At 41.3% G+C, this 21253-nt stretch carries 14 protein-coding genes and 3 rRNA genes; 7 read left to right on the forward strand and 10 right to left on the reverse strand.

The window, feature by feature from the left end:
• Positions 1-197 precede the first annotated feature (197 nt).
• The 4 genes from AC0VZ5_RS14290 (at position 198) to rnk (ending at position 3362) form a co-directional block, all read left to right on the forward strand.
• Positions 198-677 (forward strand): FxsA family protein, encoded by a 480-nt coding sequence (locus AC0VZ5_RS14290; RefSeq protein WP_010391671.1) that lies wholly within the window; start codon positions 198-200, stop codon positions 675-677.
• Positions 678-786: 109 nt separating this feature from the next.
• On the forward strand, positions 787-1074 hold the full coding sequence (locus tag AC0VZ5_RS14295) for a co-chaperone GroES (RefSeq protein ID WP_008113511.1): 288 nt from the start codon (positions 787-789) through the stop codon (positions 1072-1074).
• Positions 1075-1123: 49 nt separating this feature from the next.
• Positions 1124-2773 carry a chaperonin GroEL gene (gene groL / locus AC0VZ5_RS14300; protein ID WP_054202663.1) on the forward strand — a complete coding sequence of 550 codons (1650 nt, stop codon included), beginning with the start codon at positions 1124-1126 and terminating at the stop codon, positions 2771-2773.
• A gap of 175 nt (positions 2774-2948) precedes the next feature.
• Positions 2949-3362, forward strand: coding sequence for a nucleoside diphosphate kinase regulator (gene rnk / locus AC0VZ5_RS14305; RefSeq protein ID WP_475473393.1), 414 nt, complete (start codon positions 2949-2951; stop codon positions 3360-3362).
• Positions 3363-3418: 56 nt separating this feature from the next.
• Here the strand turns inward: rnk and AC0VZ5_RS14310 are convergent, their stop codons facing one another.
• From AC0VZ5_RS14310 to rph, 6 genes are all read right to left on the reverse strand, one after another.
• Positions 3419-4915: an NAD(P)H-hydrate dehydratase gene (locus AC0VZ5_RS14310; protein WP_475473395.1), complete on the reverse strand. Its 1497-nt coding sequence runs from the start codon at positions 4913-4915 to the stop codon at positions 3419-3421.
• A gap of 657 nt (positions 4916-5572) precedes the next feature.
• A 5S ribosomal RNA gene (gene rrf, locus AC0VZ5_RS14315) occupies positions 5573-5687 on the reverse strand.
• A gap of 137 nt (positions 5688-5824) precedes the next feature.
• Positions 5825-8709, reverse strand: a 23S ribosomal RNA gene (locus AC0VZ5_RS14320).
• A 295-nt stretch (positions 8710-9004) separates the two neighbouring features.
• Positions 9005-10538, reverse strand: a 16S ribosomal RNA gene (locus AC0VZ5_RS14325).
• Together the 16S, 23S and 5S rRNA genes form the textbook arrangement of a ribosomal RNA operon.
• 870 nt (positions 10539-11408) lie before the next feature.
• Entirely contained in the window at positions 11409-12053 is a 645-nt protein-coding gene (pyrE, locus tag AC0VZ5_RS14330; RefSeq protein WP_054202965.1) for an orotate phosphoribosyltransferase, read from the reverse strand.
• 14 nt (positions 12054-12067) lie between these two features.
• On the reverse strand, positions 12068-12781 hold the full coding sequence (gene rph / locus AC0VZ5_RS14335) for a ribonuclease PH (RefSeq protein ID WP_008111261.1): 714 nt from the start codon (positions 12779-12781) through the stop codon (positions 12068-12070).
• 180 nt (positions 12782-12961) lie between these two features.
• Here rph and AC0VZ5_RS14340 point away from each other — a divergent pair, with 180 nt between their 5' ends.
• Entirely contained in the window at positions 12962-13822 is an 861-nt protein-coding gene (locus AC0VZ5_RS14340; RefSeq protein ID WP_475473398.1) for a YicC/YloC family endoribonuclease, read from the forward strand.
• A gap of 60 nt (positions 13823-13882) precedes the next feature.
• Here the strand turns inward: AC0VZ5_RS14340 and AC0VZ5_RS14345 are convergent, their stop codons facing one another.
• Positions 13883-15883: an ATP-binding protein gene (locus AC0VZ5_RS14345; protein WP_475473400.1), complete on the reverse strand. Its 2001-nt coding sequence runs from the start codon at positions 15881-15883 to the stop codon at positions 13883-13885.
• A gap of 168 nt (positions 15884-16051) precedes the next feature.
• On the opposite strand from AC0VZ5_RS14345, the gene AC0VZ5_RS14350 reads away from it, so the two are divergent.
• Entirely contained in the window at positions 16052-16924 is an 873-nt protein-coding gene (locus AC0VZ5_RS14350) for a gluconeogenesis factor YvcK family protein (protein ID WP_475473402.1), read from the forward strand.
• Here AC0VZ5_RS14350 and AC0VZ5_RS14355 read toward each other — a convergent pair.
• Positions 16921-17253 (reverse strand): Hpt domain-containing protein, encoded by a 333-nt coding sequence (locus AC0VZ5_RS14355; protein ID WP_138606343.1) that lies wholly within the window; start codon positions 17251-17253, stop codon positions 16921-16923. The genes AC0VZ5_RS14350 and AC0VZ5_RS14355 overlap by 4 nt on opposite strands.
• A 21-nt stretch (positions 17254-17274) precedes the next feature.
• Between AC0VZ5_RS14355 and AC0VZ5_RS14360 the strand changes: the two genes are divergently transcribed.
• Positions 17275-18294: a glycosyltransferase family 4 protein gene (locus AC0VZ5_RS14360; protein WP_475473405.1), complete on the forward strand. Its 1020-nt coding sequence runs from the start codon at positions 17275-17277 to the stop codon at positions 18292-18294.
• On the opposite strand, the gene AC0VZ5_RS14365 is transcribed toward AC0VZ5_RS14360, so the two are convergent.
• The gene (locus tag AC0VZ5_RS14365) at positions 18289-19695 is read right to left on the reverse strand and encodes a sigma-54-dependent transcriptional regulator (RefSeq protein ID WP_198522105.1); all 1407 of its coding nucleotides are present in this window, start codon (positions 19693-19695) and stop codon (positions 18289-18291) included. The two genes, AC0VZ5_RS14360 and AC0VZ5_RS14365, sit on opposite strands and share 6 nt — an antisense overlap.
• Before the next feature lie 97 nt (positions 19696-19792).
• Entirely contained in the window at positions 19793-21253 is a 1461-nt protein-coding gene (locus AC0VZ5_RS14370; RefSeq protein ID WP_138606337.1) for a SpoIIE family protein phosphatase, read from the reverse strand.

Here is a 21253-nt window from a genome sequence, read left to right on the forward strand (position 1 = left end):
GCTGATAGCGGGTGTAATGTGTAGACACGAACTCTGCCAACATTTTGGGTCTTTGCAGTCAAGTGAATTAAACCCACTAGCTATAATTTTACTAACATTAGAGTTGATTACTTACTCTTATTAGCTTGAAAATAGACCCGACAACCCTCACTTATATTTCATTAGCACCTTAATGAGTGTCATTTTTAGAGAGTCTTATGTTTAGAATTTTATTTTTACTGTTTATCATCATCCCTATTATTGAAATTGCTTTACTAATTCAGGTTAGTGACGTTATAGGTGGCTTTGCAACAATCGCTTTGGTAGTACTAACCGCCATTGTGGGTGCGAAAATGGTGAAACAGCAAGGAATGGGCGCACTACAAAACGTACAAGTGCAAATGGCACAAGGGCAAATGCCCGCTAAAGAGTTGTTTACCGGTATCTGCGTGATTATTGCTGGCGTACTTTTACTAACACCCGGCATTATGACGGATGTATTTGGCCTACTACTTCTTACTCCAGCTATTCGCAATAAATTAGCCGCAGGGCTTGCCAGCCAAGCAACGGTGAGAATGAGCGCTAGTATGCATCAAACAGGTACTTCAGGATTTTCACAACCTCATCAATCAATGCATCATGAGCAAGATGAAAACCGTCCCAATACTATAGATGGTGAATACGAGCGAAAAGATTAAAAAATTATCATTTTTTCTCTTGGAATTTTTCACTCTACCCCCATTAATGAAAGCAAATTAGATACACTTTTTTCTGTACTGTTCAGAAACTGTTAGGAGAACTATAAACATGAACATTCGTCCTTTACAAGATCGCGTAATCATCAAGCGTCTAGAAGAAGAAACCAAGTCTGCTGGCGGTATTGTATTAACTGGCTCTGCAGCTGAAAAATCAACTCGTGGAGAAGTTGTTGCCGTGGGTAATGGTCGCGTTTTAGAAAATGGTGACGTTCGCGCGTTAGAAGTGAAAGCCGGTGACACTGTGTTATTTGGCTCATATGTTGAAAAAACTGAAAAGATCGAAGGTCAAGAATACCTGATCATGCGTGAAGATAATATTTTAGGCATTGTAGGCTAAACCTACTTTTCGTTTAACACACATTTTAAGAATTTAGAGGAAATTAAACATGGCAGCAAAAGAAGTACTGTTTGCAGGCGACGCACGTGCAAAAATGCTAACTGGCGTAAACATTTTAGCAAACGCAGTAAAAGTAACATTGGGCCCTAAAGGTCGTAACGTTGTACTAGACAAATCATTTGGCTCTCCAGTAATCACTAAAGATGGTGTTTCTGTAGCTAAAGAAATCGAACTTGAAGACAAGTTTGAAAACATGGGCGCACAAATGGTTAAAGAAGTAGCGTCTAAAGCAAATGATGCTGCTGGTGACGGTACCACTACCGCAACCGTGCTTGCTCAATCTATTGTTAACGAAGGTCTTAAAGCGGTTGCTGCGGGTATGAACCCAATGGATCTTAAGCGCGGTATTGATAAAGCAATCATTGCTGCAACAGCAGAACTTAAAGCTCTTTCTGTTCCATGTTCTGATACTAAAGCAATTGCACAAGTAGGTACTATTTCAGCTAACTCTGATAAAGAGATTGGTGAAATCATTGCTGATGCAATGGAAAAAGTAGGCCGTAATACTGGTGTTATCACGGTTGAAGAAGGTCAATCACTTGAAAACGAACTAGATGTTGTAGAAGGCATGCAGTTTGACCGTGGTTACTTATCTCCATACTTCATCAACAACGCTGAAAAAGGCGCAGTTGAACTAGATAACCCATTTATCTTACTTGTAGATAAAAAAATATCTAACATCCGTGAATTATTACCAACATTAGAAGCGGTTGCAAAAGCAAGCAAGCCTCTACTAATCATCGCAGAAGACCTTGAAGGTGAAGCGTTAGCGACACTAGTAGTGAATAACATGCGTGGTATTGTAAAAGTATCAGCGGTTAAAGCACCTGGCTTTGGCGATCGTCGTAAAGCAATGCTACAGGATATCGCGGTATTAACTGGCGGTACTGTAATTTCTGAAGAAATCGGCCTTGAACTTGAAAAAGCAACAGTTGAAGACTTAGGTACAGCTAAGCGCGTAGTAATCACTAAAGATGATACAACAATCATTGATGGTGCTGGTGAAGAAGACGGTATCAACGGTCGTGTTGCTCAAATCAAAGCACAAATTGAAGAAGCGACTTCAGACTACGATAAAGAAAAGCTACAAGAGCGCATGGCTAAGTTAGCTGGCGGTGTTGCTGTAATCAAAGTAGGTGCCGCTACTGAAATTGAAATGAAAGAGAAAAAAGACCGTGTTGAAGATGCATTACATGCAACTCGCGCAGCGGTTGAAGAAGGTGTAGTACCAGGTGGTGGTGTTGCATTAGTACGTGCTGCTAGCAAGCTAGTTGAGCTACTTGGCGACAATGAAGACCAAAACCACGGTATTAAAGTGGCACTTCGTGCGATGGAAGCACCACTTCGTCAAATCGTTACAAACGCAGGCGATGAAGCATCAGTTGTTATTAACGCAGTTAAAGGCGGAGAAGGTAACTACGGTTACAATGCAGCCACTGGCGAATACAGCGACATGATTGAAATGGGCATCCTAGATCCAACGAAAGTAACACGCTCTGCATTACAATTTGCAGGATCGATTGCTGGTCTAATGATCACTACAGAGGCTATGGTTGCTGAAATTCCTAAAGAAGAAGCAGCTGGTGCACCTGATATGGGTGGCATGGGCGGCATGGGTGGAATGGGCGGCATGATGTAATCATCCCCTAAACACTTAGCTTAAATAAAAACCCAGCTTCGGCTGGGTTTTTAGCAATAGAGATAAAATAAATTCACTAAACAACAATAAAATTAACTCAGTGTATTCCAATGCAACTGAGTTCCTGCAAGCTATACCAGAGTAAATTTTATTTAACATGATTAAGGATATTAAGTTGAATACAAAACCTGAAATTATCATTTCATCGCTGGATGCAGATAGGTTGTACACACTAATGGAGTCGTTGCCTGCAAACAGCTTTGCGGGTGAAAAAGAACTTGAAGCAGAACTTGCACGAGCCAGCATAGTTGAGCCGCACGAAGTTCCCGCAACCGTGGTAACCATGAATTCAACTGTGAACTTTGTTGTTGAATCTACAGGCGAAGAGTTTACTTTAACGCTTGTTTACCCAAAAAATATTGATTCAATTGGCGACAAAATATCAATCTTAGCCCCTATAGGTAGTGCATTACTTGGCCTTTCACAAGGTGATCAAATTGAATGGCCAAAGCCTGGCGGTGGATTAGTAACAGTAACCATCAAAGAAGTTACTTATCAGCCTGAAAGAGCTGGTGAGCTTCACAGATAGTAGCCAAAACAAGCAGCGAAGACATTAGCTGGCACAGCCAGTCATTGCTGCTTTTACTATTTATGATTGATCAGTGCTCTTACATGCGCAAATAAATCACTGGCTAACATTCCTCTTTGCCCTGATTGTTCACAGGCTCTATCACCCGCCTTTGCATGTAACACAACGCCATAACATGCTGCCTCACTGGTATTTAATCCTTGAGCCATTAATGCCCCAATTATACCACTAAGCACATCACCACTTCCTCCTACAGCCAAACCAGGGTTACCATTTTCACATATCCAAGTATGCTCGGTATTATCGATTAGCGTACCTGCGCCCTTTAAAATAGAGGTCGCTGCGAAGTTGGTCGCACATTGTCGAGCATAATAAAAACGATCAGACTCAACCTCAGAGGTAGTTAAGTTTAATAACCGTGCAGCCTCTGCAGGATGAGGCGTTAGCACGGTATTATTTAATTTATGAGAAGATGATTGCTTAGCTAATAAGTTTAAGGCGTCTGCATCAATAACAGTAGGGATATTGTTTTGCTGGCAATAACGGATTGCCTGCTCAAAGGTTTTTTGGGCCCATTCATCTTGGCCTAAACCTGGACCGATAACTACACAAGTTGACCATGCTAGGGCATCATCCAAGTTTTCACTAGTTACCATAAGTTCTGGTCGCCCGATGCTCACAGGTAAAACGGCATGTTCATGGGTATACACTTTTACCATTCCAGCACCAGACCTTAATCCACTTTCAGCACTTAATCTAATAGCTCCTGCAGAGCCGTGGTTTCCTCCTATACATAATAATTCTCCATGACTACCTTTATGGCTGCTCACTGAGCGCTCAGGCAAAGGTTTAAAGCTGTCTATATTGATAATCTGAGCAGAAGGGGTGGCTAATTTCATAAATTGCTCGCCAATACCTAACTCATCGAAATACAACTGCCCGGCATGCTGCTTTCCTTTAGTCGTGGTAAGTCCTTGCTTTATCCCAACTAATGTCATTGTTTTGCTGGCCATAATGGCTGTTCCTTGAGGACAGCCTGTATCTGCATTAATACCTGACGGTACATCAATACTCAGGATTGGTTTAGTGCTTTCATTCACCGCTTTAATAATAGTAGCAACATTATCGCGTACCGTATTCTCAAGACCAGTGCCGAGTAATGCATCAATTATCACATCACACTCATCGAGTACATCAGCGCTAAAGTTACAAATTTCACCACCGGCATCAATCCATTGCTTTTGTGCTTTTGCTGCATCTCCGGATAAGGCTTTATTCGGATTAATCGCGCAAACAACTACATGCCGATCTGCTTGTTTGATTAACCGAGCTACCTCATAACCATCTCCGGCATTATTTCCATTACCTGTAATAACTAACGTTTGTTTTGCATTAAAGGTTTTCCAACAGCAAAAAACAGCCTCCGCGGCACGCTGCATCAGCGTGTAAAGGTCTGCGCCGGTAGCATGAACTGCTTGTTCTTCATACCCTTTTATTTGTTTTGACAAATAGGTCCATTGCTCGTACTTAGGTGACGTTAGTAGTAATGACATAAACAGCTCAATTTAATAAGAATACCTAATTTCATTTTGGGCTTTATAAATTCTTTTTCAAGTAAAACATAGTTATGTAATCTATAAGGCTTTATTTAAGGATCTATTAACTTTATATAACGAGGATCACCATACAAGAGAAGTTAATAGGAGGTCAGCGTAAAGCAGGGCTTATTTTACCTAAAGCCGAATGCTTTGCACTTCTCTTACATTTGGAGTCGGTGTGCTACTTCGAAGCGACAGCAAAGTAGTATGTCCTGGAATCGGCTCTGATCAATTATCTTCCTTTAGCCTAATACCTTTAACCTTTTACATTTGTTTTTCACTTTTCTGCAGACGTAAAAAAGCCCGGCTCTTTCGAGTCGGGCTTTCTTGTATTTGGAGTCGGTGCGCTACTTCGTAGCGACAACGCAGTAGAATGTCTTAGTGCCCACAGCGATGGAGAGAGCCACATAACAAATGCTACGCCCTCATCCTCTGTCGTGTTCTTCGTGTTCTTTTATCCGTGGGTTTCGAGATATTCAACCCACGCTACGATGGTCAGGTTTACGCTGTGCAGCTGACGGCTGACGGCTGACGGCTGACGGCTAATACTTTCACTTTTCTACAGACGTAAAAAAGCCCGACTCTTTCGAATCGGGCTTTTTTGTATTTGGAGCCTGGTAATGACCTACTTTCACATAACAAATGCTACACTATCATCGGCGCTGTTTCGTTTCACTACTGAGTTCGGCATGGGGTCAGGTGGGTCCAAAACGCTATTGTCACCAAGCAAATTTGGTGTCAGTCCGTATTACTACGCACTAACTAAAATTTGGAATTTCTGATAATAAAAGTTTTCAGTAATCTACTTTAGTCTATTAACTTCTTCGCTTGTTTCACTATCACATAAAACGCGTTTGGCGTTGTATGGTTAAGCCTCACGGGTAATTAGTACAAGTTAGCTTAATGGCTCACACCACTTCCACATCTTGCCTATCAACGTTGTAGTCTTCAACGGCCCTTCAGAGACTTTAAAAGTCTAGTGAGAACTCATCTCGAGGCCTGCTTCGCGCTTAGATGCTTTCAGCGCTTATCAGTTCCGAACGTAGCTACCGGGCAATGCCATTGGCATGACAACCCGAACACCAGCGGTTCGTTCACTCCGGTCCTCTCGTACTAGGAGCAACCCCTCTCAATTCTCAAACGCCCACGGCAGATAGGGACCGAACTGTCTCACGACGTTCTAAACCCAGCTCGCGTACCACTTTAAATGGCGAACAGCCATACCCTTGGGACCGACTTCAGCCCCAGGATGTGATGAGCCGACATCGAGGTGCCAAACACCGCCGTCGATATGAACTCTTGGGCGGTATCAGCCTGTTATCCCCGGAGTACCTTTTATCCGTTGAGCGATGGCCCTTCCATTCAGAACCACCGGATCACTATGACCTACTTTCGTACCTGCTCGACGTGTCTGTCTCGCAGTTAAGCTGGCTTCTACCATTACACTAACCGTACGATGTCCGACCGTACTTAGCCAACCTTCGTGCTCCTCCGTTACTCTTTGGGAGGAGACCGCCCCAGTCAAACTACCCACCAGGCACTGTCCGTAACCCCGATTCAGGGGCCAACGTTAGAACATCAAAACTACAAGGGTGGTATTTCAAGGACGACTCCACAAAAACTAGCGTCTCTGCTTCAAAGTCTCCCACCTATCCTACACATGTAGGTTCAATGTTCAGTGCCAAGCTGTAGTAAAGGTTCACGGGGTCTTTCCGTCTAGCCGCGGGTACACAGCATCTTCACTGCGATTTCAATTTCACTGAGTCTCGGGTGGAGACAGCGTGGCCATGGTTACACCATTCGTGCAGGTCGGAACTTACCCGACAAGGAATTTCGCTACCTTAGGACCGTTATAGTTACGGCCGCCGTTTACCGGGGCTTCGATCAAGAGCTTCTCCGAAGATAACCCCATCAATTAACCTTCCGGCACCGGGCAGGTGTCACACCGTATACGTCATCTTGCGATTTTGCACAGTGCTGTGTTTTTAATAAACAGTCCCAGCCACCTGGTCACTGCGGCTCCAATCAGCTTAGAGAGCAAGTCTCATCACCAATCGGAGCGTACCTTCTCCCGAAGTTACGGTACGATTTTGCCTAGTTCCTTCACCCGAGTTCTCTCAAGCGCCTTAGTATTCTCTACCTGACCACCTGTGTCGGTTTGGGGTACGATTCGGTATAATCTGAAGCTTAGAGGCTTTTCCTGGAAGTATGGCATCAGCAACTTCATCACCGTGGTGACTCGTCTCGTGTCTCAGCCTAACAGCAACCCGGATTTACCTAAGTCACTAGCCTACACACTTTCACATGGACTACCATCGCCATGCTTGCTTAGCCTGCTCCGTCCCCCCATCGCAATTATACCAAGTACGGAAATATTAATCCGTTTCCCATCGACTACGCCTTTCGGCCTCGCCTTAGGGGTCGACTTACCCTACCCTGATTAACATGGGATAGGAACCCTTGGTCTTCCGGCGTGCGGGTTTTTCACCCGCATTATCGTTACTCATGTCAGCATTCGCACTTCTGATACGTCCAGCATACCTCCCGGTACACCTTCAACCGCTTACAGAACGCTCCCCTACCACTCAGAATAAATTCTGAATCCGCAGCTTCGGTGCATAGTTTAGCCCCGTTACATCTTCCGCGCAGACCGACTCGACCAGTGAGCTATTACGCTTTCTTTAAAGGATGGCTGCTTCTAAGCCAACCTCCTGGCTGTCTGGGCCTTTCCACATCGTTTCCCACTTAACTATGACTTTGGGACCTTAGCTGGCGGTCTGGGTTGTTTCCCTCTTCACGACGGACGTTAGCACCCGCCGTGTGTCTCCCGGATATTACTTTACGGTATTCGGAGTTTGCAAAGGGTTGGTAAGTCGGGATGACCCCCTAGCCTTAACAGTGCTCTACCCCCGTAAGTATTCGTCCGAGGCTCTACCTAAATAGATTTCGGGGAGAACCAGCTATCTCCCGGTTTGATTAGCCTTTCACTCCTAACCACAGGTCATCCCCTAACTTTTCAACGTTAGTGGGTTCGGTCCTCCAATTGATGTTACTCAATCTTCAACCTGCCCATGGCTAGATCACCGGGTTTCGGGTCTATACCTTGCAACTATTCGCCCAGTTAAGACTCGGTTTCCCTACGGCTACCCTAATCGGTTAACCTCGCTACAAAATATAAGTCGCTGACCCATTATACAAAAGGTACGCAGTCACCCTCGAAGGGCTCCTACTGCTTGTACGTACACGGTTTCAGGTTCTATTTCACTCCCCTCACAGGGGTTCTTTTCGCCTTTCCCTCACGGTACTGGTTCACTATCGGTCAGTTGGGAGTATTTAGCCTTAGATGATGGTCCACCTATATTCAGTCAAAGTTTCACGTGCTCCGACCTACTCGATTTCACTTAAAATGCATTTTCATGTACGGGACTATCACCCTGTATCGTGGCACTTTCCAGAGCCTTCCATTAACACATAATAAGCTTAAGGGCTGTTCCGATTTCGCTCGCCGCTACTATCGGAATCTCGGTTGATTTCTTTTCCTACGGGTACTTAGATGTTTCAGTTCTCCGCGTTCGCCTCGTTAACCTATGTATTCAGTTAACGATACCTGCAAGCAGGTGGGTTTCCCCATTCGGAAATCCTAGTCTCAAGTGCTTTTTACTAGCTTGACTAGGCTTATCGCAAGTTAATACGTCCTTCATCGCCTCCAACTGCCAAGGCATCCACCGTGTACGCTTAGTCACTTAACCATACAACCCAAACGGGTCTTTGTTTTGTGACAGTTTAACTTCGCCAGAAGTTAATATTGAATACTAAAGTAGATACCAATCAACAAACGTAAAACGTTTATTAAATGGCACTGAATGATACTGCTATCATTCTTTTTTACTTTTGAAAACTCTGTACAAATAACAATGTTATTCATACGAATTTTATTATCAGCTTTTCCAAATTTTTAAAGAGCATATTAATTAGTAAGCCAGAGGCTTAACTAACTAACAATCATCTGTGTGGACACTACGAACAAATAAGTTCTAAATCGTATAAGGAGGTGATCCAGCCCCAGGTTCCCCTAGGGCTACCTTGTTACGACTTCACCCCAGTCATGAATCACTCCGTGGTAAACGTCCTCCCGAGGGTTAGACTATCTACTTCTGGAGCAACCCACTCCCATGGTGTGACGGGCGGTGTGTACAAGGCCCGGGAACGTATTCACCGCGTCATTCTGATACGCGATTACTAGCGATTCCGACTTCATGGAGTCGAGTTGCAGACTCCAATCCGGACTACGACGCACTTTAAGTGATTCGCTTACTCTCGCGAGTTCGCAGCACTCTGTATGCGCCATTGTAGCACGTGTGTAGCCCTACACGTAAGGGCCATGATGACTTGACGTCGTCCCCACCTTCCTCCGGTTTATCACCGGCAGTCTCCTTAGAGTTCTCAGCATTACCTGCTAGCAACTAAGGATAGGGGTTGCGCTCGTTGCGGGACTTAACCCAACATCTCACAACACGAGCTGACGACAGCCATGCAGCACCTGTATCAGAGTTCCCGAAGGCACCGAACCATCTCTGGTAAGTTCTCTGTATGTCAAGTGTAGGTAAGGTTCTTCGCGTTGCATCGAATTAAACCACATGCTCCACCGCTTGTGCGGGCCCCCGTCAATTCATTTGAGTTTTAACCTTGCGGCCGTACTCCCCAGGCGGTCTACTTAATGCGTTAGCTTTGAAAAACAGAACCGAGGTTCCGAGCTTCTAGTAGACATCGTTTACGGCGTGGACTACCAGGGTATCTAATCCTGTTTGCTCCCCACGCTTTCGTACATGAGCGTCAGTGTTGACCCAGGTGGCTGCCTTCGCCATCGGTATTCCTTCAGATCTCTACGCATTTCACCGCTACACCTGAAATTCTACCACCCTCTATCACACTCTAGTTTGCCAGTTCGAAATGCAGTTCCCAGGTTGAGCCCGGGGCTTTCACATCTCGCTTAACAAACCGCCTGCGTACGCTTTACGCCCAGTAATTCCGATTAACGCTCGCACCCTCCGTATTACCGCGGCTGCTGGCACGGAGTTAGCCGGTGCTTCTTCTGTCAGTAACGTCACAGCTAGCAGGTATTAACTACTAACCTTTCCTCCTGACTGAAAGTGCTTTACAACCCGAAGGCCTTCTTCACACACGCGGCATGGCTGCATCAGGCTTGCGCCCATTGTGCAATATTCCCCACTGCTGCCTCCCGTAGGAGTCTGGGCCGTGTCTCAGTCCCAGTGTGGCTGATCATCCTCTCAAACCAGCTAGGGATCGTCGCCTTGGTGAGCCATTACCTCACCAACTAGCTAATCCCACTTGGGCCAATCTAAAGGCGAGAGCCGAAGCCCCCTTTGGTCCGTAGACATTATGCGGTATTAGCAGTCGTTTCCAACTGTTGTCCCCCACCTCAAGGCATGTTCCCAAGCATTACTCACCCGTCCGCCGCTCGTCATCTTCTAGCAAGCTAGAAATGTTACCGCTCGACTTGCATGTGTTAGGCCTGCCGCCAGCGTTCAATCTGAGCCATGATCAAACTCTTCAATTAAAAAGTTTTATGTCTTTCGACAGCTCAATGAATTCTGAATTTATTTAATATCTTTCGATATTGAATTGACTGTGCTGCAATAAATAAATTTATTGCTGTTGGTCACTCAGTTTCAATTGAGACTCTAAATTTGTTTGCCTCACTTAGTAAACTAAGCTTGGCTGTTAGAACTCAATCTGTACGAGTGCCCACACAGATGATTGCTTTATATTGTTAAAGAACGTTGCGATTAAAGCGTTAAACTTTATCTCGCTAGGGCTGCGCATATTACGCTTTCCTATTTTTTTGTCAACACTTAATTTTGTTAAACTTAAAAGTTTTCAGAACTAAGTTTTACTCGACTCACTGAGTAGCTCGTGCCTCGCTATGCGTTGCGTTCTGCCGTCTCAGTGGGGTCGCATTATAGGGAGATCCGAAAACAGATCAACCCTTTTTTGAAGAAAACTTGAAATAAATGACTGTTCGTTGGATATTTGAACGATAGGTGCTAAAAACACAACATAACTATCAATTTATTAACAATAAACACGTAACTTAAGCTTTTAACCGTTATATCTACTTGAATAAGCTCTATTAAAACACTCGCAACTAAGATGATCATAATGATCACTAGCAATAATCTACCCGAATAGATCCCATATATAACAAAGTCAGGAAAATAAGACGCTGAAGCTAGCATACTGTTAATGTTACTACGGTGAATTGAAGTAGGTAAGAGTGATACCACAGTATTAATAAAATCACGGCTATTAATAGTGCCTACCTGAAGGTGGCTTTTGTTTATGTGTATTAGCAAAGCCTTAATATAAGTAGGAGTTACTGTTATTCTATTTTAGGCAAAATAAAGCCCCGCATTTGCGAGGCTACTATTTATGCTACACCGTATTGATCCCGGTAAGCTTTTACCGCGGCTAAATGCTCATCCATAGTTCCTTGGAGCTCTAGGTAACTAATTAAATCAGCCAATTTAACGATTGAAGTAACTTGAGTATTAAAGTCACGTTCTACTTCTTGTATAGCAGAAAGCTCTGCTTTACCTTTTTCTTGACGATCAAGTGCAATTAAAACACCACTTAAATCTGCGCCATTATCCGCAATAATTTCCATTGACTCGCGAATAGCTGTACCGGCGGTGATCACATCATCAACTAACATGATCTTACCTTTAAGCTCAGATCCAACTAAGCTACCACCTTCACCGTGTGCTTTTTTCTCTTTACGGTTAAAACAGTAAGGTACATCTTTATTATAATGATCAGCTAACGCAACTGCGGTTGTTGTTGCAATTGGAATACCTTTATAAGCAGGACCAAATAGTACATCATATTCAATTGCTGCATCTTCAAGTGCCGCTGCATAAAAGCGACCTAAGCGCGCTAAGTCACGACCTGTATTAAACAAGCCCGCATTAAAGAAGTAAGGGCTAGTACGGCCAGACTTTAAAGTAAACTCGCCAAACTTTAATACCTGCTTTTCTAAAGCAAACTCAATAAACTCTTTTTGATATTCTTTCATTGCCAGTTACCTATTTATGCTAGTGCTTGCTTTTGTACATCAATAATTTCACGAATTGAATGCTTAGCGAGTGTAAGTAGCTCATCAAGTTCGTCAAACGAGAAAGGTTCACCCTCAGCGGTTCCTTGTACCTCAATAATTTTACCGGTTTCAGTTAAAATTACATTCATGTCAGTTTCAGCGTCAGAATCTTCTAGGTATTCTAAATCGCTAATCGCTTGGCCTTTATATATACCAACAGAAATAGCAGCGATCATATGTTTAAGTGGGTTTGAGTTAATCATCCCTTTTGCACGCATATACGTTAGTGCATCAACAAGTGCAACGCACGCACCACTGATAGACGCTGTACGCGTACCACCATCAGCTTGGATTACATCACAATCAATAGTAATTGTGTTTTCACCGAGTGCTTTTAGATCGATTGCTGCACGTAAAGAGCGAGCAATCAGACGCTGAATTTCCATTGTACGACCGCCCTGCTTACCTCGCGTTGCTTCACGACTATTGCGTGTGTGTGTTGCGCGCGGTAACATGCCATATTCTGCGTTTACCCAACCTTTACCTTGGCCTTTCATAAAGCGTGGTACGCCAGCCTCAACTGTCGCAGTACAAAGTACCTTAGTGTTGCCAAACTCTACCAATACTGAACCTTCAGCATGCAAAGTGTAGTTACGTGTAAACGTAACCGGTCTAATTTGATTAGGTGTTCTTTCGCTTGGACGCATTGACGATCCCCTTAATTCTGAATTTGCCACATTATATGTTGATGTGAATACAGATGCCATGTTGATTTATATTAAAGTGTGTTTAAAAAACACTCAGCAGTGTTAAATTTTCTTTAGAGCTTGAGCAGTGTTACGGTATAATAACCGTAATATTGTATTTAAAAATGTAGGAAAACATCCATGATCCACAGTATGACAGCTTATGCGCGTCGCGAAATAAAAGGCGAATGGGGCACTGGCACGTGGGAAGTTCGCTCAGTGAACCAACGTTATCTTGAAACCTTTATTCGTGCACCAGAGCAATTTCGTGGCATGGAACCCGTTATCCGCGAGCGTCTACGTAAGCATTTACAGCGTGGTAAGGTTGAAGTTTTCTTAAAGTTTGTCGCAAACCCTGCACATGTTGGTGAATTATCAATTAATCAATCTCTTGCTGAGCAGTTAATTAATAGTGCTAAGTGGGTACAACAACAAAGCAATGGTGATATTAATCCTGTTGATATTTTACGTTGGCCTGGCGTTATGGAAGCGCAAGAAATTGATATGGATAGTGTAAATACGGCACTCATTACTGGCCTTGACCAAGTAATTGAAGACTTTAAATCTGCACGTGGTGATGAAGGTGCAAACCTTGAAGAAATGATAGCTACACGATTAACCGCCATTTTAGAGCAAGTTGATATTGTTGAAGCACACATGCCAGAAATTACTAAATGGCAACGTGAAAAGTTAGTACAAAAACTTGAAGATTTAACAACAAATATTGATGAGTCACGCCTTGAACAAGAGCTGATTTACCTTGCACAAAAGCAGGATGTAGCAGAAGAGCTTGATCGTTTAAAGTCGCACGTTAAAGAAACACGCAAAATTTTGAGTAAAGGTGGCGCTTGTGGTCGTCGTTTAGATTTTATGATGCAAGAGTTTAACCGTGAAGCAAATACCCTAGCTTCTAAATCAATCAACAGCGACATCACCAATGCTGCAGTTGAGCTAAAAGTATTGATAGAGCAAATGCGTGAGCAAATTCAGAATATTGAATAACAAACTATAACGTTAGAAAAGGCCATGATTATTCCTAATTACGGCCTTTTTTATTACCGGCTATAAAAGCGTACTTAAAGACGCTTTTAAGGTTTCAAACTTAATAGGCTTGGTAAGCACTTTATTAACACCTACTTTAAAACATGATGCCTTGTCATCGGTTGAAGCATTTGCGGTTAGTGCAAAAATAGGAATATCACTTAACAGCTCATGACGAATATGCTGCGTGGCGCTTAGTCCATCCATGGTCGGCATCATGATGTCCATTAAAATTAAATCAAAATGTTTGAGTTTCATAAACTCAATTGCTTCCACTCCATCATTAGCAATCGTGACTTTGTGATTTAGCTTTTGTAAAAACGCCTTAATAAGCACTTGATTGGTTTTATTATCTTCAGCAACCAGAACTGATAATACAGGCTGTTTTGATGAAAGATCGGGTTTAATTTCATCAATAATCGCTTCTTTAAATGGCAGTAAAATAGTAAACGTACTACCTAGCCCTAGCTGAGTTTCAACACTAATAGAGCCGTCCATAAGTTCGATTAGGTTTTTTGAAATACTGAGGCCTAATCCTACTCCTTCATTTTTTCTATTTATACCTTCGTTAACTTGTCGAAACGGCTGAAATATAAAACTCAGATCTTTCTTTGCAATACCTACTCCTGAATCTTCAATAGTAAATTTTAGGTTGTCATCTACAATATTTACACATAATGCAATATGCCCTGAGCGAGTGAACTTAAATGCGTTGCCAATGAGATTAAATAGTATCTGTCCCAGCCTAAATTCATCACCCATAATAAAGGTAGGGATATTGTCATTAATCGAAACTGAAAAAATAATATCTTCACTGTCTTCTATAATATGCAATTGCCCAACGATGTTCTCAATAAGCAGTTTTACATTTAGCGGTTTATTGGCGATTAATACAGTCCCTGATTCAATTTTTGAAAAATCTAATACGTCGGTAATTAATCCATAAAGAATATCAGCACTAGAGTTTGCATAATTCAACCATTGGCGTTGCTCTTGAGTTAAATCGGTATCTATTAATAACTCTATCATCCCCATAATCGCATTCATGGGGGTCCTTATTTCATGCGACATGATGGTTAAAAATTTTGTTTTTGTTTTACTGGCTTCCTCAGCTTTAAGCTTTTCATTTTCAAGTGCAGTCTCTCGCTCTTTTGAGACGGTGATATCTTTGGCAATACCTAAATAGCCAATGAAATTTCCGTTTTCGTCAAATTGCGACTTACCATTAAGCGATACCCACAAAGGTGTCGATGCCTTAACCTCAAACTCAAAACCATTAAAATCCTCATGCTCAGCTATTAAAGCAGCAAAAGCTTGCCATTTTAGTGTGTTTCTTTGCTCATTTTTAGTGCGCAAAGACTCTATGGTTTTATTAATAAATGTTTTCGCATAGGTATTATCTTCCCTTTCCAGATTGTTAACGCTGGTAAAAGTCATATCAGGCTCGGTTCGCCAAAACCACTCACTTGCTAATTCTTTAAATAAAGTAGAAAGCTGAGAAAATTTATCAAGTAGTAAAACAGATTGATGAGTTTGTTCATGTAACTTATTTAATTGGAGAAAAGCGTGGAATACTTGCTGAAGAAATAAAATTATTGAGTGTGAAGCTAAAACATTATGGTTAATTTTGTTACTCACATGAGTGAAAATAAATAAGCATTGTTCTTTACCCGTATCAATCCCGATTAACAGCGCTGTATTTTTATTCTGATTATTTGCCTCTGCTGATAAAGTAACTAATTGTTCTGGCAATGGATTGCAACTAAATGAGTAACCTTTTTTTAAAGCCTGAATAAATGCAGCACATGGTGGCCAAGTTTTCTCATAAAAATCGATGTTAGTTGTGCCTATAGTAAAAAAATGATGATGTGTTTTTTTTAAAACAATGCAGTCTTGGTATTGAAGTAATGGCTGCAGTAAAGCTGACATAGTAGCTAAAATATCAATTTCATCATCACACTGATGCAATAACGCTAACTGCTTCTGTAGTTCCGTAAGCGTAATTAATTCATTACGTTGCATACTCATTCCCTCAGCTAAAATGCATCGCGTTTTGCAAAATAATACCAAAACCGATGTTATGACTAATTAATATAGAACAAAATTTAATATAAATCATTGAGTTATTTTTATGGCAGGGTGGAATGATTTCTGCTTTATTAATATAAATAAATACATAAAGGCATAACCATGAAGATAGTATGTATTGGTGGTGGTCACGGATTAGCACAAGTGTTAAGTGCGATAAAACCCTTATGTAGTAACCTAACAGCAATTGTAGCAACTACCGATAATGGTGGTAGCACCGGTCGCATTAGAGCCGATCAAAATTGTATCGCTTTAGGTGACATAAGGCGCTGCTGTGTTCAACTTGCCGGTGAAGGTACACAAGCTCAGGCTATGTATGAACATAGGTTTACTCATGGTGATATGGCGGGTCATAGTTTAGGGAATTTAACACTATTGGGTTTAACCCAGCTAACACAGTCTCCCACTGAGGCTATTGCTGCTTTTAATCGTTTGCTTGGAAATAAAGAGACAGTTTTGCCTATGTCTGATCTACCTACAGATTTAGTAGCCGAGCTAAACAATGGTGAAAAAGTATTTGGTGAATGCGCGATTGATGCTCTAAATGAACTACCAAGTACAGTTTACTTATCGAAAGCGGTGCCGCCAGCACCTGGTACTATTGAAGCTATTTTAGATGCCGATTTAATAATTATTGGTCCAGGTAGCATCATTACTAGCGTGATGCCTGCTTTTTTAATTACAGAAATCACTGAAGCAATAAAAAAAACCTCTGCGTGTAGAGTATTTATTGAAAACACAGCGCAAGAAAGCAGCGTGATGCAACATACAAAAATTGCCGGCATTGACTGGTTACAAAAGAAGCTCGCCACTAAAGTATACGATTTAAGTATTTCTCCTTCTGCCATTATTGAAATTTTACAACAGGGAGAGAAGTGTAAGGAAACAGGCAAGCATTTACATAATATTAATGAACTAAAAAATGTATTTTCAGAGTTATTAAAAAGCTCTTTTAATACTGAAAAACACGCTTAATGATTTTGGGTAAGTTCTCTCATATGTTCGAAGGTTTTTTTACTTTGTGCATCAGCTAACTTTAAGAGGGTTACAACCTCAGTGTTTAAACCATTGACCTTAACTTGCTGCTCAATAAGCTGGCACGTTTGCGCTAATCTTGTTGCACCAAAACTATAACCGCTACTTTTTAAGCTATGAGCGCACAGTTCAATTTCTGCGGCATCGGTTGAGAAAAGCATTTGCGCCACTAACTTTTTAGACTCATCAACAAAAACGTTTATCAGTTCAATGGCTGTGCTATCACCAACATCATACTTTAGTTGTTCTATTACAGATGTATCTATCATAATTTTCTTTTGGAGCTCATTGTGAATAATCAGATTATATTGTTTGTAGACTCTTCAATGATTGGTGGTATTGAAACTCATATTATAGAGTTATACAAGCTGCTTAACAAAAACCAGCTTAGTTGCTCGGTTTTATTTTATAAGAATCATGGGAATAATGAATTTTATGAGTTACTTGATAAGCAAAGCATACCGTATGATTTTCTGCAAGGTACACTCATTAGTTTAATCAAGCGGTTTCGCAGTTACGATCGCAATACAGTTATTCACACCCATGGTTATAAAGCCGGTATTTTAGGGCGTTTGGTTTGTAAAATCACAAATAAGCATTGTGTTAGCACTTACCATGCAGGAGAGGCTGGTACAGGAAAAATGTGGCTGTATAACAAATTCGATTTATGGCTTAGTTGGTTATCAACTAACTTTGCAGTGTCTGAAAAAATTAGTAAAACAATTAAAAACGCCCAATTACTGGAAAACTTCATCGCAATAGCCGAACCTCCCAGCACTGATTTTGCACAACCGTTACTTAGAGTCGGGTTTGTTGGGCGCTTATCTTATGAAAAAGGCCCTGATATATTTTATGAGTTAGCTGAAAGTATGCAGACTAATAAACAGGTACAGTTTCACCTTTTTGGGGATGGCCCGATGCGTGATCGTATTCCACAATTAGACAACCTTCATTACCATGGTTTAACACCCCGAGATGATATTTGGCAACATTTAGATGCCCTACTTATTTGTTCAAGAGAAGAAGGCCTGCCTATGACGCTTCTAGAAAGTATGGCGCATTATAAAATTGTTATCAGCAGCCCTGTGGGCGCTATTCCTAGCATTATAAACAATGGAATTAATGGCTTTTTAATGAAATCAGCAAATACACTAGAGTGCCAACAATCGATAGAAGCATTACTTGCCTTGCCGGCAATACAAAAAAGTGAAATGGCACACTCAGCATACACTATGCTTGAAGAGCGTTTTTCAGGTAGAAAACAATTTAACTTGCTGCAAAGTGCTTATACAGCAAAAACATTATTATAAATTTTCTTCCCACCCTTTAATTTTTCGGTATAAGGTTGAAGGACTTACATCTAAAAGAGCGGCAGCTTTAGGAATATTAGTTGCGCATATTTTTATGACCCGCTCTATATATTCTTTTTCGGCGATCCATAAAGCCTTAACCTCACTTTCAACCTGCGGTAACTCTTCAAATTCTTGAACTGGTAACGATGCATGTTGCTCTTTAACCTGCCCCTCATTACCTGACTCTTTTTGCGGGCTTTGTGGCAATGCTGGTAGCATAGATACATCAATCCACTCTTGTGGGTTAAGCACTAAAATATTACGGATCACATTTTCTAGCTGCCTAACGTTACCAGGCCAATCGTATTGTGCTAAAAAGTGCTTCACATCGTCGGTTATCCCTTTGTAAGGGTGCTGCTCTTCCTTGGCTATTTTAATAAACAACGCTTGTGCTATTTCAATAATATCTCTGCCCCGCTCTCTAAGTGGTGGCAGCTCAAGAGGAATAACGTGCAGCCTGTAATATAAATCTTCTCTAAATCGACCGGCCTCAACCTCAGCAAGCGGGTTTCTGTTGGTAGCACAAACAAACCTCACATCAACTTTAACTTGTTTTTCGCTACCGACTTGTTGATAAGTACCTGTTTGAATAAAACGAAGTAATTTACTTTGTAAATTAATATCCATTTCACATAACTCATCTAAAAACAGTGTCCCCCCATCAGCCTGCCCTGCAGCACCCAAGCGGTTTGCAATTGCTCCAGTGAAGGCACCTTTTAAATGGCCAAATATTTCACTTTCAATCAAATCTTTGGGGATAGCAGCACAATTAAGTGCAACAAAGGGCTTGTCGGCACGATTAGAGGCTTGATGAACTGCTCGTGCACAAAGCTCTTTGCCAGTACCACTTTCACCGGTAATAAATACCGTGGCTTTACTCGCTGCAGCAGAGCTAATAACTTGATACACCGATTGCATTTGCTTGGAGCTACCAATCAAGTCAAAGTAACGACCGTTTTCATAAATATTTTTATACTTGGTAACCGCTTGTTTTAAATCTTTTATTTTGAGAGTGTTGTTAATGGTTATACGAAAACGTTCTGCCTCTACAGGCTTTTCTAAAAAATCACTAGCGCCTAACTTAATCGCTTGAATCGCCATTTCTTTGGTAGCATGCCCAGTTAATACAACAACTTGCGGAAAATTATCAGGTTCTAGCTGAGCAAGAATATCCAACCCGTTCATATCGGGTAACATCACATCGAGTACGATCAGATCGGGTTTTATTTTATTAATAATATCAAGAGCGGTTGCCCCATCATTTGCCACTAGTGTGTTTACACCTGTTGGTAAAAGATAAGACTGATACATCATAGCAAGCGACTGGGTGTCTTCTACAATCAGTATTGTTGGTGGCATAATCCCATTCCTTTTAGCGACTCGCTAAGAATTATTTAGAGAAAAAATATTAACTTATGGATATTAAGTTAACTATACATAGTTAATTAAATCAAATTCAATTAATGATTATTAATGAGGCATCATCCACTTCTTTAGAAAGCGCAACCTGAGAATTTTTCCATAACGAGTGTGCAAAATCCTCTGCTGAGGAGCTTTGCATAGGGATGATTTTTTTTAATTCGGTCATTTCGTCTTTATCGGTAAAGCGGTTATCCGTCCAACCATCAGTATAAAGTATAATATGTTCAACATTATCAAGCTTGGCTTCATATAAAGTATATTGATGATCATTAGACAGCCCAAGCAATGGTCCGGTACCATTTAGCTGAGATAGCTCACCATTTTTACTGATAATAACCGGTGCGGGATGACCAGCATTGAGCCAATACAACTTATTATTTTCTAAAAAACAAATCATTAAAGTGACTAAGCTTGATTTACATAATTGCTGTTTATAAAGCGCATTATTGAGCGCAACGAGCATTTCTTGATACGCTAACCCGGTCGCTAAAAAGCCACTTATAAAACCTTTTATAGCAAAGCTTTCTTTGAGCGCTTGTAAGCCATGGCCCATCATATCACCGAGTATAAAAGCAGTACCTTCATCATTAATTGGCATAAAAAAGTCACCGCCATTACCCACACTAATAGAGCCAAAAATATGCGCTGTTTTACCATGCCCTAAAAGCACTTTAGAAGGTGTTAATCCGAATGTACTTTGATAGGACAAGTATGCAAATCGATGAGTTACTCGATCTATGCTTTGTAATAACTTATTTTTTTTAACTGGTTTTATTAAGTAATCATCAACCCCTAATCGATTAATTTTACTGATCACTTCTTCGCTATCATCGCCAGTTAACATCACCACCGATAACTGAGATTTTAAATTCGATTTATTAAGCTTTTCCAGTAATGGCTCACACGTTCCTTGTTTAAGTTTATGATCAAGTAACAATATACTAGCATCAGAGGTTAAAATAGCTTGCCAGCCAGCCTCTATGTTTTCACAGGTGACGACATTAAATTTATCTTTTAGGTAGGCGCTCATTAATGCTAATTGAGTGACATCATCGTCTACATAAATAATACTCGGTCGTTTATCAATGTTAGTTAAGGGAAAAGAAAAATAGTTTTTTCCTGCTCGCGTGTCGTAGGTGGCATCCGCAAAGTAATGGCGAATAAGTTCAACCCCCATCCCTCCTTCTACCAGCTCAGCCGATGCTAATGTCCATGAAGAGTTGTTTTGTTTAAATAAATTATAAGGCTTAAGTTCATCTATAAAAGTTAATTGGTAAGTATCATGATTTATTTGGTTAATACGCAACATTATAAGCTGCTCATCGCCCTCATTATGGCGAATTAAGTTAGTTAGGTATTCGGTTGCGACTAAGCCTGCTGCATCCGCTTCATCTCGGGTCACCGATAAAGCGCCCAGTACATGCTTAAGTACTTGGCGTATTTCAGTTAAAGTCGGCCATAATAATTCAAAACGCCGCTCAAATAATATATCCAT

It is taken from the genome of Pseudoalteromonas sp. QJM3NY_12 (assembly GCF_056173165.1).